This is a genomic window from Thiohalocapsa marina, assembly GCF_008632335.1.
Lineage (GTDB): Bacteria > Pseudomonadota > Gammaproteobacteria > Chromatiales > Chromatiaceae > Thiohalocapsa > Thiohalocapsa marina.
On the sequence record NZ_VWXX01000005.1, the window covers coordinates 59,086 to 71,953 of the forward strand.

General features: G+C 66.3%; 13 protein-coding genes. 5 read left to right on the top strand and 8 right to left on the bottom strand.

Going from position 1 to position 12,868, the window contains the following annotated elements; all coding sequences use genetic code 11:
* Positions 1-45: 45 nt before the first annotated feature.
* Positions 46-498: a YcgN family cysteine cluster protein gene (locus F2Q65_RS05470; protein ID WP_150091215.1), complete on the bottom strand. Its 453-nt coding sequence runs from the start codon at positions 496-498 to the stop codon at positions 46-48.
* A gap of 222 nt (positions 499-720) precedes the next feature.
* On the opposite strand from F2Q65_RS05470, the gene F2Q65_RS05475 reads away from it, so the two are divergent.
* Positions 721-1,194, top strand: coding sequence for a methylated-DNA--[protein]-cysteine S-methyltransferase (locus tag F2Q65_RS05475; RefSeq protein ID WP_150091217.1), 474 nt, complete (start codon positions 721-723; stop codon positions 1,192-1,194).
* Entirely contained in the window at positions 1,191-2,096 is a 906-nt protein-coding gene (gene xerD / locus F2Q65_RS05480; RefSeq protein WP_150091219.1) for a site-specific tyrosine recombinase XerD, read from the top strand. Before F2Q65_RS05475 ends, xerD begins: the two co-directional genes overlap by 4 nt.
* 97 nt (positions 2,097-2,193) lie before the next feature.
* Here the strand turns inward: xerD and F2Q65_RS05485 are convergent, their stop codons facing one another.
* The 6 genes from F2Q65_RS05485 to F2Q65_RS05510 form a co-directional block, all read right to left on the bottom strand.
* Positions 2,194-2,868 (bottom strand): cysteine hydrolase family protein, encoded by a 675-nt coding sequence (locus F2Q65_RS05485; protein WP_150091221.1) that lies wholly within the window; start codon positions 2,866-2,868, stop codon positions 2,194-2,196.
* Between the two features lie 64 nt (positions 2,869-2,932).
* Positions 2,933-3,949 carry a phosphogluconate dehydrogenase (NAD(+)-dependent, decarboxylating) gene (gene gnd, locus F2Q65_RS05490; RefSeq protein WP_150091223.1) on the bottom strand — a complete coding sequence of 339 codons (1,017 nt, stop codon included), beginning with the start codon at positions 3,947-3,949 and terminating at the stop codon, positions 2,933-2,935.
* Between the two features lie 35 nt (positions 3,950-3,984).
* Positions 3,985-6,057, bottom strand: coding sequence for a glycogen debranching protein GlgX (glgX, locus tag F2Q65_RS05495; RefSeq protein ID WP_150091225.1), 2,073 nt, complete (start codon positions 6,055-6,057; stop codon positions 3,985-3,987).
* A gap of 79 nt (positions 6,058-6,136) precedes the next feature.
* A complete protein-coding gene (locus F2Q65_RS05500; RefSeq protein WP_150091227.1) occupies positions 6,137-6,397 on the bottom strand; it encodes a hypothetical protein in 261 nt (86 codons plus the stop codon).
* 15 nt (positions 6,398-6,412) lie between these two features.
* The gene (locus F2Q65_RS05505) at positions 6,413-6,853 is read right to left on the bottom strand and encodes a rhodanese-like domain-containing protein (protein ID WP_150091229.1); all 441 of its coding nucleotides are present in this window, start codon (positions 6,851-6,853) and stop codon (positions 6,413-6,415) included.
* 182 nt (positions 6,854-7,035) lie between these two features.
* Positions 7,036-7,251 carry a hypothetical protein gene (locus F2Q65_RS05510; protein ID WP_211353960.1) on the bottom strand — a complete coding sequence of 72 codons (216 nt, stop codon included), beginning with the start codon at positions 7,249-7,251 and terminating at the stop codon, positions 7,036-7,038.
* On the opposite strand from F2Q65_RS05510, the gene F2Q65_RS05515 reads away from it, so the two are divergent.
* From F2Q65_RS05515 to egtD, 3 genes are all read left to right on the top strand, one after another.
* On the top strand, positions 7,238-8,089 hold the full coding sequence (locus F2Q65_RS05515; protein WP_246155994.1) for a phage integrase N-terminal SAM-like domain-containing protein: 852 nt from the start codon (positions 7,238-7,240) through the stop codon (positions 8,087-8,089). The two genes, F2Q65_RS05510 and F2Q65_RS05515, sit on opposite strands and share 14 nt — an antisense overlap.
* 358 nt (positions 8,090-8,447) lie before the next feature.
* A complete protein-coding gene (egtB, locus tag F2Q65_RS05520; protein WP_246156010.1) occupies positions 8,448-9,683 on the top strand; it encodes an ergothioneine biosynthesis protein EgtB in 1,236 nt (411 codons plus the stop codon).
* The gene (gene egtD, locus F2Q65_RS05525; RefSeq protein WP_150091233.1) at positions 9,683-10,654 is read left to right on the top strand and encodes an L-histidine N(alpha)-methyltransferase; all 972 of its coding nucleotides are present in this window, start codon (positions 9,683-9,685) and stop codon (positions 10,652-10,654) included. The genes egtB and egtD overlap by 1 nt, the downstream gene beginning before the upstream one ends.
* Before the next feature lie 106 nt (positions 10,655-10,760).
* On the opposite strand, the gene F2Q65_RS05530 is transcribed toward egtD, so the two are convergent.
* Positions 10,761-12,635 (bottom strand): OmpA family protein, encoded by a 1,875-nt coding sequence (locus tag F2Q65_RS05530; protein ID WP_170265552.1) that lies wholly within the window; start codon positions 12,633-12,635, stop codon positions 10,761-10,763.
* Positions 12,636-12,868 lie beyond the last annotated feature (233 nt).

Here is a 12,868-nt window from a genome sequence, read left to right on the forward strand (position 1 = left end):
AGGTTGGGGGTTGTCGGGTATTTGCGACCGGATCCTGCGACCGGATCAGCGGATCCAGTCGATGAGGTGCAGCAGGGGATCGTCGACATCGTCCTCGCTTTTCACCCGTCCGTGCACGCTGTGCCCGGCGCGGCGGACGGAGTCCGGATCGTGCGAACACAGGGGGTGCCAGGCGGGCAGGTCCTGGCCCTCGGTCAGCAGGCGGTAGGCGCAGGTCTGGGGCAGCCAGGTAGGGTCGCGCAGCGTTTCCAGGGTCAGGGTCACGCAGTCCGCCACCCGGGCGGCGCGGTTGGCATAGTCGCCGCAGCAACCGCGTTCCTGATCCAGCAGGCGGCAGGCGACGCTGGTGTAGTGCAGGGCGCCGGTATCTTCGTCCTCGTACTTGTTCAGGCAGCATTTGCCGCAGCCGTCGCAGAGGGCTTCCCATTGCGCCGGGCTCATGTCCGCGAGGGGGGTGGTGCGCCAGAACGGCAGGTCAGGGGCGTCGGTGGGCGTCATGTTGTGCTGGTTTTGGCTGGCCTGAAGGTCAGTGAAGTTATACTCGCTGAGTCGTCATCTTACGATAGATCCTGAGTGGTGCGGGTGGCGGTTGTGGCAATCTCTGAAGACGCGGAAACTCACCAGGCGGAAAAGCCACCGAACAGAGTCAGGGTAGAAGACAGCGAAACAGCGATGCGAGCCGTGAGCATGTCCCGATTCGGTACCGGATCTGCCCCCGGCATGTCTTGCCTGGACACACCGGTTGGCACCATCGGCGTGCGTTGGATCGACTGCGGGGTACTGGGGGTCGACCTCGAGCCGATGGGGTTGGCGTCGGGAGGCAGGGACATGTGGGCCGATCCCTGTCCAGACTGGCTGCAGCAGCCGTTGTTGGCCTACTTCGACGATCCCGGGCCGCCCATTCCAGTGCCCAGGGTCCCGACCGGCACCCGTTTCCAGCAACGGGTATGGCAGGCCATCAGCGCCATCCCCGCTGGCAGCACGCGCACCTATGGCGAACTCGCGTTGGAGCTCGGAACCTCGGCGCGGGCCGTCGGCGGCGCCTGCAGGGCCAATCCATGGCCGTTGCTGGTGCCTTGCCATCGTGTTGTCTCCGGGCATGGACTCGGCGGTTTTGCAGGTGCCGTATCCGGCAGGCTGACGGTGGTCAAGGCCTGGCTGCTGGCGCATGAGGGTGTCGGGTCGAACAGATGAAAACCGCTCCCTCCGACGACACCGCCATCGAGGCCTTCGCGGATGCGCTCTGGCTCGAGCGCGGGCTCAGCGCCAACACCCTGATGGCCTACCAGTCGGATCTGCGCGCCTTCAGGGGCTGGCTTGGTCAGGCGCGTGGCCGCGATCTATACCAGGCGCAGCGCAGCGATGTGCTGGATTATCTGGCGTTGCTGGCGCAACAGGGGCGCAAGCCGCGCTCGTCGGCGCGGCTGTTGTCCTGTCTGCGCCAGTTCTATGCCCATGTGTTGCGCCAGGGGCTGATCACTGAAGATCCGAGCAGTCGCGTCGACGCCCCGCGGCTCGGGCGCCCGCTGCCCAAGACCCTGAGCGAGGCGGAGGTGGAGGCGTTGCTGGACGCCCCGGATATCAGCGACGCGCGGGGGCACCGTGACCGGACCATGCTGGAGTTGCTCTATGCCAGCGGCTTGCGCGTGACCGAGCTGGTGACGCTGACACCGCAGGCGGTGAGTCTGAACCAGGGCGTGGTGCGCATCGTCGGCAAGGGCGACAAGGAGCGCCTGGTGCCTCTGGGCGAGGAGGCCACCCGTTGGCTGGCTGACTATGCGCGGGGGCCGCGGGCGGTGATTCTGGGCGGGCGGGTCAGCGGCTATCTGTTTCCCACTGCTCGCAGCGCCTGCATGACGCGACAGGCCTTCTGGCAGCTGATCAAGCGCTACGCCCTGGAGGCGGGCATTCACAAGTCGCTGTCACCGCACACCGTACGCCATGCCTTCGCCACCCACCTGCTGAACCATGGCGCTGACCTGCGCGTGGTGCAGATGCTGCTGGGGCACAGCGACCTCTCCACCACCCAGATCTACACCCATGTCGCCCGCGAGCGCCTCAAGCAACTCCATGCCCGTCATCATCCCAGGGCGTGAAGTCGGTCTCGTGAAAACGGGCTCGTGAACCCGAACGTCTGAAGCGGTCGCTTGAACCGATCGCCTGATTCGGCTGGCTGGATGACGCAAGCCGGGTTCAGGACAATTGCATCAGGTCGATCAGTTCAGCGGATGTCATCACGTGGCAGTAGATCATGTTGATGATGGCCAGTTCCTGCCGATGCAGTTCATCGGTGCCGGCGGCGCAGCAGTCTTCCACCAGGATCACGCGGAAGCTTTCGTCCGCCAGGCTGCGGACGGTGGAACTGACGCACTGGTCGGTGTAGATGCCGGTGACCACCAGGGTGCGGATGCCCATGTTCTGCAGGATCAGTCGCAGATTGGTTCCGGTCAGGGCGCTGTCGGTGGTCTTGGTGACGACGATCTCTCCGCGGGCGGGCGCCAGCTCGGGGATGATCTGCGATGCGTCGCTGGACAGCGGCATCAGCAGGTTGTTCCATCCGGGCAGCTTCTGGCTCAGGGAGCGGTCGCGGCCGTTGTCGAGCAGGCAGGCGATGCGCGCATGGATCACATCGATGCCGTTGGCGCGAAACCGCTCCTGCAGCCCACGCAGGGTCGGGATCACGGTACCCTGCATGCGCGCATGGAACGGCGCCCAGCGGGCGCGTTCGTCGGGGTCGTCGTGCAGTTCCATGCCGTAGTTCTGCACATCGATGCAGAGCAGTGCGGTCTCTTGGGGTATCAGCACCGGATCCTCGGGCGCCGGGGCGTTCTGGTAATAAAACGAGCGATGGGCGGTTTTCCAGGACATGGCGGTTTTCCCAGGGTGGTCAGTCGGCAGGTTGCTATTCGGCAGGTAGTTGATCGGAGGATGGTCAGTCGGAGGGTTTTTCGTGATGGCCGCCAAACTGGTAACGCATGGCCGACAGGATGCGGTTGGCAAAGTCCGCGTCGCCGCGGGAGGCGAAGCGCTCGTACAGCGCCAGCGTCAGCAGGGGTGCCGGCGTGCCGGTATCGATGGCGGCCTGGCAGGTCCAGCGGCCCTCGCCGGAGTCCGAGACGCGGCCGCTGAAGTGTTCGAGCCCGGGATCCTGCTGCAAGGCGCCGGCGGTCAGGTCCAGCAGCCAGGAGCTCACCACGCTGCCGCGTCGCCAGAGCTCGGCGATATCGGCGATGTTGAACGCGTAGCGGTAGTGCTCCGGGTGCGCCAGCGGTGCCGTCTCTGCGTCCACGGTCTGGTCGCCCATGCCGATGTCGGCCCGTTTCAGCAGGTTCAGTCCCTCGGCATAGGCGCCCATCAACGCGTATTCGATGCCGTTGTGCACCATCTTCACAAAGTGCCCGGCGCCGCTCGGCCCGCAGTGCAGGTAGCCCTGCTCGGCGGTGCTCGGGGCGCCCTGCCGGCCGGCGGTGCGCTCGATGTCGCCGACGCCGGGGGCGAGGGTGGCGAAGATGGGGTCCAGGTGGCGCACGGCGTCGGCATCGCCGCCGATCATCAGGCAATAGCCTCGCTCCCGTCCCCAGACGCCGCCGGAGGTGCCGCAATCGACGAAGTGGATGCCGGCATCACGCAGCGATTCGGCATGGCGGATATCTTCCTGATAGTGGGAGTTGCCCCCATCGATGAGGATGTCGCCAGGCGCCAGGTGCGGTCGTAGCTGGTCGATTACCTGATCCACCGCAGCGGCCGGGACCATGATCCAGACGGCCCGTGGTGCACTCAGCCTGGCGCACAGGTCCGCGAGATCCGACGCGCCGGTGGCGCCGTCGCGCACTAGGGCCTCCACGGCATCGCGGCCGTGATCGTAGACGACGCAGTCATGGCCGCCAGCCATCAGCCGCTGCACCATGTTCGCGCCCATGCGTCCGAGTCCGATCATCCCGAGTTGCATGTTGCTGACTCCTGTTGTTGACGAATGGGATAAGACTAGCGCGCCTCGAGCACGACCACGCTGCGGGCAGCCACCTGCAGATGCGTCTGCCCGATGCGCGGTTGTTCCGCAGGCGGACGCACCGAGGGCGCGTCGAAGGTGTCGATGGCCTTGAACCAGCCCCGGCCGTCGATCACTGGCAGCGCGAAGCGCACCGACTCCTGCCACATGTTCAGCATGACGTGCAGTGGTTCTTCGTCTGCGTCCAGGCCGGCGAGCGTGAACGCCAGCACGCGGCTGTCGGCGTCGTCCCAGCGCGGCTGCTCCAGTTCCAGGCCATGCCAGCGGATGTCCGGCAGTCCACCCTCGTGGTCCGGCTGCCCGCTCAGGAAGCGGTTTCGTCGCAGTGTCGGATGCCGGCGCCGGAAGGCGATCATGGCGCGGGTGAAGTCGAGCATGTCGCGGTTGTCGTCCGCCAGTCGCCAGTCGATCCAGGACACGTCGTTGTCCTGGCAGTAGCTGTTGTTGTTGCCACCCTGGGTGCGCAGCATCTCGTCGCCGGCGAGCAGCATGGGCGCCCCCTGGCTCAGCAGCAGGATGGCCATCAGGTTCTTAGCCTGTCGCTGGCGCAGGGCCAGGATCTGCGGGTCGTCGGTAGGTCCCTCGACACCGCAGTTCCAGCTCAGGTTGTGGTCATGGCCGTCGCGGTTGTCCTCGCCGTTGCTCTGGTTGTGCTTGTCGTTGTAGCTGACCAGATCGTGCAGGGTGAAGCCGTCGTGGCAGGTGACGAAATTGACCGAATTGGCCGGCAGCCGACCGCGGCCCTCGTACAGATCACTGGAGCCGGCGATGCGTGTGGCGACATCGCGGATGAGGCCGGCATCGCCGCGCACGAAGGCGCGGATCACGTCGCGGTAGTGGCCGTTCCATTCCGCCCAGCGGAAGCCGGGAAAATCCCCTACCTGGTAGAGCCCCGCGGCGTCCCAGGCCTCGGCGATGATGTGGGCCCGGAGCAGTTCCGGCGACAGCTCGATGGACCAGAGCACCGGTGCATGCACCTGCGGATTGCCGTCCTCGCCGCGGGCCATGGCGCTGGCCAGGTCAAAGCGGAAGCCGTCCACGTGCATGTCGTGGGCCCAGTAGTGCAGGCTGTCGATCAGGTAGCGCGTCACCAGCGGGTGATTGCAGTTCACGGTGTTGCCGCAGCCGGTGTAGTCGCGGTATTGGCTGCGGTCCAGGAAGTCCAGGTGGTAGAAGCCCTCGTTGTTCATGCCCTTGAAGTTCATCACCGGGCCGTCGCTGCCGCCCTCGGCGGTGTGGTTGTAGACCACGTCCAGGATCACGCCGATGCCGGCCCGGTGCAGCGCCTTGACCATGTCGCGGAACTCGTCCCGGGCGCCGGCGACGTTGCAGGCATAGTGCGGGTGCGGCGCGAAGAAACTGTGGGTGCTGTAGCCCCAGTAGTTGCTCAGACCCATGGCCGCCGTCTTCGGCGGCACGTCCTGGCGGTCGAATGCCATCACCGGCAGCAGCTCCACGTGGGTGATGCCCAGGGACTGCAGGTAGGGGATCTTTTCGATGACCGCGCGGAAGGTGCCGGGATAACGGGTGTCGGCGGAGGGGTGGCGGGTGAAGCCGCCCACATGCATCTCGTAGATGATGGTTTCGGTCAGCGGCCGGTGCTGATGCTGGTCGCCCTCCCAGTCATAGTTGTCACGCACCAGCAACGAGCGCATGGCCGTGTCCAGGTTATCGCCCGGCCGGGCGGCCTGTTGGCGGTCCCAGCGGGAGTCGCAGACGGCAGTGCACCAGGGGTCGAGCAGCAGTTTTTCACGGTCAAATCGGCAACCGCTCTCGCGGGTGTCGGTGGGTCCGTCCATGCGCCAGCCGTAGCACACCGGCTCGGCCAGATCCTGTACCAGCACGTGCCAGAAGAAGAAGGTTCGGTGCTGTTTCGGCTCCAGGTGTATGACCTGGTAGGGTTCGGGACTGTCGGCTTCATGGAACAGCAACAGTTCCACCCGCGTGGCGTGGCGGGAGAAACAGCAGAAATTGACGCCGCCGTTGACGAACGTGGCGCCGTACAGGTCCCAGCTACCCGGTTCTATGCCGTGATGGGATGTGCTCATGGATCTGAAACCCGCCAAAGAGGAGACGGCATCCAGTATACCCGTTGCGCGCCCGATATCGGCCCGGCGACGCTGTCGTTTACAGCAGTCCGCGCAACACCTGGCGCAGCTGCGCGGCCAAGGCGGCGCGATCGAGGGCAGGGTGGTTGATGGCGCGGGCGGCGAGCCCCTCGAACAGGGCCATCACCACCTCGGTGAAGGCGGCAGTGTCTTCCTGCCGCGAGCCCTTTCGGCGGACGCCGCGCAAGAGCGCCTGCATGCGCTCGCGACGGATGTCGAATGAAGCGATTCGGAAACCGCGTTTTCGAATCGCGTGCTGATTTTTGGCCAGGATGGCCAATAGAACAGCGTCTCCCTAGGGCGCTGCCCAGGCCTCGACAGGGAGTCCGCGCCGCAGCCAGCCGGGACCGGCGCGACTGCCGGCCATGCCTTCCTTCACGTTATACACCTGCGTAAAACCCAGCTTCTCCAGCGCCCGCTGCGTGTGCGTGGTCCGGTTGCCTGTGCGGCAAATCAAGGCGATGGGTGCGTCCTTGTTGCCGTCCATGGCGGCGAGCAGATCCTGGCCGAAGGTCGCGCTCGTCATGTCGATGGTCCTGGCGCCCGTCGCGACGCCGGTCTGACGCCATTCCCGAGGTGTTCGAATGTCGACCAGCAGGACCTCCCCGGCCTTCGCCTTCTCGAAGGCTTCCGGCGCGGAAATATCCTGTGCCGAATTGGCGCAGCCGATACTGGCCAGCAGAGTAAAGGCGATCAGAATCAGGATCTTGAAGGGTGAGCGCCGCAGCAATTTCATGACTGATCTCAATGGGAAATCCAGGACTGCACCGTGGGTGCGATGGGGAGCGACTCACCTCATCTGGAGGCTTGATCGCCGGATAAAAGGGGCGCTGTCCGGCTCGATGATCGCGTCTGTGGCCGGTTTGCTGATTGCTGAGTCCCCGCCCACGCGTGCGGGCGTTGCACAGGACTGGGCGCTCACTGATCGGACGCGCTCACCGCCTCGAAGCTCGCGAGCGCCGAGCGCAGGTTGTCCAGGATCTCTTCGACCAGCACCTCGGGCGCCGGCAGGCTGTCCAGATCGGTCATCGAGGCGTCCCTGAGCCAGAACAGATCCAGGCTGGCCTTGTCGCGTTGCAGCAAGTCCTCCCGCGCATAGGCACGCCAGCGGCCATCCGGGGTGTCTTCGCCCAAGGTCGGCTGGCGCTCGTGGCGGTTTTCCGGGCGTACCACGATCGCGCGGGAGGCTGCCGCTGTTGCGACCGGTTTTGCCTCGGATCCACCAGTCTCTGGCGCGCGATTCAAAAAGAAGCGTAACGCGCCCTCGGCGCTGGACAGGGCTCGCGAGCGGCATCGGGAACTCCTGAAGCGGATGGCGGCTGAGATTCGTCGCCGCAAATATTCGATCCGTACCGAGCAGGCATACGCGTCCTGGGTGTGCCGGTTCATCCTGTTCTGCGGCAATCGTGATCCGGCCGAGGTCGGGGCGGAGCGCATCCGTGCCTTTCTCGAAGACCTGGCCGTGCGTGGCAATGTGTCGGCCAGTACGCAGAGCCAAGCATTGAATGCCCTGGCGTTTCTGTACAAGCAGGTGCTCGGACGGTCGCTGGATGAGCTGGGCGAGTTTGCCCGAGCCAAGCGACCGAAGCGACTGCCGGTGGTACTGGAGCGCTCGGCGGTCGCTCGGCTGTTGAGCGGGCTGGATGGCTGTCAGCATCTGATGGCGGCACTGCTCTACGGGACGGGGATGCGGCTCATGGAATGCGTGCGGCTGCGGGTCCAGGACATCGACTTTCCGTATCACCAGATCGTCGTACGGGATGGCAAGGGGCAGAAGGATCGCGTGGTGCCGCTGCCGTCGAGCCTGGAGGAGCCCTTTCAGGCGCAGCTGCGCGAGGTCCGCGCCCTGCATGAGCAGGATCTGGCACAAGGGTACGGCGAGGTGTTCCTGCTGGAAGCATGGTGGTCGCGTGGGGTCTCGGGGAAGTCGGCGGCGAGAGGATGGACTGGTGCAGGGCATCGGCGCGGGTGAGGGCGGGTCTGCTCCGGGGTCTGGTTGGTGCGCTGCGCCATGCTGCAACAATACGTGTGAATGCGTTGCCTTTTCAACAGTCGCGAGCGGGTGTCGATGCAGTTTCCCCTGCCGGGGGCAGGCAGCGGCGGGGCCAGGCAAGGCTTGTCGCCGCTGGCCGTTCGGGCAAGGCGTGGGAATCGTCGGCGCCCGACGGCCTGGGCTTGTGGTAGGGTAGCGCGCTCGCGGCGCGCTGGAATTTTTCGATTTCGGCCGCACCGTCTCCGCCCTGAGGACAACCACATCGAGACTGCCCATGTCGTACCCAGCCCCGATCAAGGATTCCGCGCCCAACAATCCCGATGCGCCTCGCACGGACATGCTGGCGGACTACCGCCGCGTCCGTACCCTGTCCGAGCACCTCTGCGAGCCCCTCGCCATCGAGGACTACATGCTGCAGACGGCGGCCGAGGCCAGCCCGCCCAAGTGGCACCTGGCCCACGTGTCCTGGTTCTTCGAGACCTTTCTGCTCAGGCCCTTCCTGCCGGGCTATCGCGTATTCCATCCGCGCTTCGAGTACCTGTTCAATTCCTATTACGAGCAGACTGAGACCGGCTTCTGGCCGCGGCCGGAGCGGGGGCTGCTGTCGCGGCCGACGGTGGCCGAGGTCTACGATTACCGTCACCATGTCGATGCCGCCATGGAACGGCTTATCCTCGAGGCCGCGCCGACGCAGTGGGCCGAGGTGTCCGCCCGCCTGGGCATCGGCCTGAATCATGAGCAGCAGCACCAGGAGCTGCTGATCACCGACATCAAGTACAACCTGGCCTACAATCCGCTGTACCCGGCCTACCGCCCCGATCTGGCGCAAGCGCCGGTGGCCGATCCGGTGCCGCTGACCTACACCGGTGTGGAGGGCGGCAGCGTCCGCATCGGCGCGAGCGGCGAGGGCTTTGCCTACGACAATGAATCACCCCGGCACGAAGTGTTGCTCAGGCCTTTCCGCCTGGCGGACCGGCTGGTGACCAATGCCGAGTTCCGGGAGTTCGTGGACGACGGCGGCTACGACAACGTGGCCCTGTGGCTGTCCGACGGCTGGGGCCAGATCAAGACCCACGGCTGGCGTGCGCCGCTGTACTGGCGGGCGTCGGACGAGGGCTGGCAGGAGATGACGCTGGCGGGGCTGCGACCGCTGAATCCGGCGGAACCCGTCTGCCACGTCAGCTACTACGAGGCCGACGCCTTTGCCCGCTGGGCCGGCAAGCGCCTGCCCACTGAGGCGGAGTGGGAACGCGCGGCGGAGGGTCGTGCGGTGCAGGGACACTTCGTCGATGACGGGGTGCTGCACCCCCGACCGGCGGCGGCCGGACCGCTGCAGCAACTGTACGGTGACTGTTGGGAGTGGACGGCATCGGCCTATCTGCCTTATCCGGGCTATCGCGCGGTCGAGGGCGCCCTCGGCGAGTACAACGGCAAGTTCATGTGCGGCCAGATGGTGCTGCGCGGCGGCTCCTGCGCCACCAGTCAGGATCACATTCGGGCCAGCTACCGCAACTTTTTCTACCCGCATGAGCGCTGGCAGTTCAAAGGCATACGCCTGGCGGAGGACGCGTGATGGAGGCATCGGTTCGCAATCCGGTGCACTTCCATGACCTGCACCCGGCGCCGGCGGACATGCGCGCCGAGGTCCTGGCCGGGCTGGCCCTGCCGCAGAAGCGCATCGCGCCGAAATTCTTTTACGATGCCGAGGGGTCGCGGCTGTTCGACGCCATCTGCGAGCTGCCGGAGTACTACCCGACGCGCACCGAGATCGGCATCCTGCGCCGGCATGGCGCCGAGATGGCCTCCCGGCTCGGCCGTGAGGCCCTGCTGGTGGAACTCGGCAGCGGCAGCAGCCTGAAGATCCGCGTGCTGCTGGAGGCCCTGCGCCCGGCGGTCTACATGCCGGTGGACATCTCGCGCGAGCATCTGCTGCAGTCGGCCGAGGCCCTGGCCGCGGCCTTCCCGGCGCTGCAGGTGCACGCGGTCTGCGCAGACTACTCTGCGCCCTTCAGCCTGCCGGTGGACGATCACGAGCATCCACGGGCGGCCTTTTTCCCTGGCTCGTCGGTGGGCAATTTCGAGCCGGCGGATGCCGAGCGCTTCCTGCGCCGGGTGGGCGAGCTGCTGGGCCCGGACGGGCGCCTGCTCATCGGCGTGGATCTGGTGAAGGACCCGGCTCTGCTTGAGGCGGCCTACAACGATGCCGACGGCGTGACCGCCGCGTTCAACCTGAACCTGCTGTCGCGCATCAATCGCGAGCTCGGTGCCGATTTCCAGCGCGACGCCTTTCGTCACCACGCCTTCTTCAACCGGGAGCTCAGCCGCATCGAGATGCACCTGGTCAGCACCCGGCCGCAGCGGGTGCGCGTGGCCGGGCAGGACATCGACTTCCGGGCCGGCGAGCGCATCCACACCGAATGCTCCTACAAGTACAGCATCGACGGCTTCCAGTCCCTGGGGCGTCGTGCCGGTTTCGAGCCTGACCGGGTCTGGACCGACGAAGACAGCCTGTTCAGCGTGCACTGCCTGACCTGTTCCGGCTGAGTCCGGTGTGGCCGGGTCTGGCCATGGATGCGGAGCTGCTGAAGACCGAACCCGGTCAGCGCGAGCGCTTGGCGGCGCCGGTCAAGAGCGCCTGAGGCCGGCTCGATCAGTCTAGCACGTACACCTCCACGCGGCGGTTCGCCCGTCGCCCGGCGCTGGTGGCATTGCTGGCAATGGGCCGGTCGGCGCCGTGGCCCACGGCGGTAAGACGCACGGCCTCGACGCCCCGTTCCACCAGCGCCTGCATCACCGCCTCGGCCCGTTGTTGCGACAGCCTCTGGTTGATGGTGGCGTTGCCAGAGCTGTCCGTATGGCCTTCGACGCGGGCGGTCAGCTCCGGGCGCTGTCGCAGCAGGTCGGCGATGCGGTCCAGGGTCGGCAGATCCCCCTGGGGCAGGGTGGCCGCGCCGCTGGGGAACTGCAATTCGTCGCCCGCCAGGCTGAGCAGGATGCCCTCCGGCGTCAACTGGCCGCCCAGGTTGGCGGCGCGGTCGTACAGCGCCCGCAGACGCTCTACGCGTTGCTCGGCGCCGGCCTGCGCCGTGCTCAGCTGACGCTGGTAGCGTTCGTCCAAAGCCTCCATCTGCGTACGCAGCTCGGTCAGCTCCGCCGTGCGCTGCTGTAGCTGCTCACGCAGTGCTGCCGCCTCTGCCGCCTCCGTTGTGCGCTGCTGCAGGTCTTTCCGCAGGGCAGCTGTCTCTGCCGCTTCTGTCGTGCGCTGCTGCAGTTGCTCACGCAATGCTGCCAGCTCCGCCGTGCGCTGCTGTAGCTGCTCACGCAGTGCTGCCGCCTCTGCCGCCTCCGTTGTGCGCTGCTGCAACTCCTCACGCAGTGTTGCAAGCTCCGCCGCCTCTGCCGTGTGTTGCTGCAGCTGTGTGCGGAGCTGGTCTGCTTCCGCGGCCAGGGTCTCGGCGGTGCGGTTGGCCTGCTGCAGCTCCTGTTGCAGGGCGTCGATCCTGTCGTCGGTGTCCGTGGCCTGGGCGCTGCGTTCGGACAGGGAATCCGCCAGCGCCTGGCGCTCTTGCGCGGCCGCTGCGAGTTCAGCCTTCAGGGACTCGATGATCGCCTGGCTCTCGGCCAGTTCTGCCTGCCAGTCTGCTACGGCCATCTGGTCGTTTACACCGGCGGTGCCGGGCTGTCCGTCCGCCGAACCCGCAGTGGAATCGCCCGGGACGCTCGCATTCTCAGCCTGACGGCTGAGTGACACCAGCTTGTTCTTCAGCTCCAGGATCGCGGCCTCCTCTTTCTCCACCAGGGTTCGCAGGTCTTCCTGACGCTCGCCGCCGCGCCTGAGCTTGTCGCGCAATGCGGCCTCCAGCTGGTTGGCGTTGTTGAGCTGGAAGTTCAGGGCGGCGATGGCGGCATTGTCGGCGGCCAGCTTGGCCTCCAGCTCGTACTGGGTCTCGGTCATGGCCACCAGCCGTTCGCGGACGGTCGACAGATCTTCCTGAGACGCGGCCAGTTCTGCCTCGGTGGCGGCGTTTTCCTGCTCCAGGGCCGCCACCCGGGACTCGAGATCGGCGTTTGTACGGATGGCGGCATCCAGTTGCTCTTGCAGGTCTGCCAGGGCTTCCGCCTGCTGCTGCTCGGTTGCGCCGAGGGTCTGTGCATGCGTCGCCTGCAGCTCACGGATGGCCTGCGCGTGCTCTGCCTGTGCCGTATCGAGGCGCTGGGCATGGGCGTTGCGCAGCTGCTCCAGGGTGTCGGCGTGTTCATTCGAAAGGGCCTCGACTTGGGCCTCATGCTGCGCCGTCAGGGTGCGGATCCGTTGCGCGGCAGCGGCGGCGGACTTGCTCGTCGAGCCCAGTTCTGTGTTGATCGCCGCCAGTTCTCGAGCTGTAGCCTCAAGCTGTTCGGCCGTGCGGGCCTGCTCGGCCTTCAGCACGTCGGCATAGTGGTTGTAGAGGGCGTAGACCCCGATCAGGCTGGCCAGCACCAGCCAGAACATCGGTTTCCAGAGTGTGGAGTCGGAATTGGACATCGGCACCTCCCCAGGGTGATCCATGATTGTGCTTGTGCGCAGCGCGGTGCTGGTGGCGAGCCGGGAGTATACCAAGATGCCCGGCACCTTCTGCTAAACCAGTGGTGACGAATTTGTCCCGCGATATGCTGTGTGTTGCCGGCGCCGGGTGTTTGCCCGGATCGGCTACGGCTGAACCCGGCAGCCGTGCGCTCGGGGTTGGCGTGGTACCCTTGGCTGGCGTACGCGCACGG

Excerpts from the sequence above, each read along its gene's own strand:
- xerD (WP_150091219.1), top strand. The coding sequence starts at position 1,191 with ATGAAAACCGCTCCCTCCGACGACACCGCCATCGAGGCCTTCGCGGAT.
- egtB (WP_246156010.1), top strand. The coding sequence starts at position 8,448 with ATGCTGGCGGACTACCGCCGCGTCCGTACCCTGTCCGAGCACCTCTGC.
- egtD (WP_150091233.1), top strand. The coding sequence starts at position 9,683 with ATGGAGGCATCGGTTCGCAATCCGGTGCACTTCCATGACCTGCACCCG.
- F2Q65_RS05530 (WP_170265552.1), bottom strand. The coding sequence starts at position 12,635 with ATGTCCAATTCCGACTCCACACTCTGGAAACCGATGTTCTGGCTGGTG.
- glgX (WP_150091225.1), bottom strand. The coding sequence starts at position 6,057 with ATGAGCACATCCCATCACGGCATAGAACCGGGTAGCTGGGACCTGTAC.
- F2Q65_RS05475 (WP_150091217.1), top strand. The coding sequence starts at position 721 with ATGTCTTGCCTGGACACACCGGTTGGCACCATCGGCGTGCGTTGGATC.
- gnd (WP_150091223.1), bottom strand. The coding sequence starts at position 3,949 with ATGCAACTCGGGATGATCGGACTCGGACGCATGGGCGCGAACATGGTG.
- F2Q65_RS05505 (WP_150091229.1), bottom strand. The coding sequence starts at position 6,853 with ATGAAATTGCTGCGGCGCTCACCCTTCAAGATCCTGATTCTGATCGCC.
- F2Q65_RS05470 (WP_150091215.1), bottom strand. The coding sequence starts at position 498 with ATGACGCCCACCGACGCCCCTGACCTGCCGTTCTGGCGCACCACCCCC.
- F2Q65_RS05485 (WP_150091221.1), bottom strand. The coding sequence starts at position 2,868 with ATGTCCTGGAAAACCGCCCATCGCTCGTTTTATTACCAGAACGCCCCG.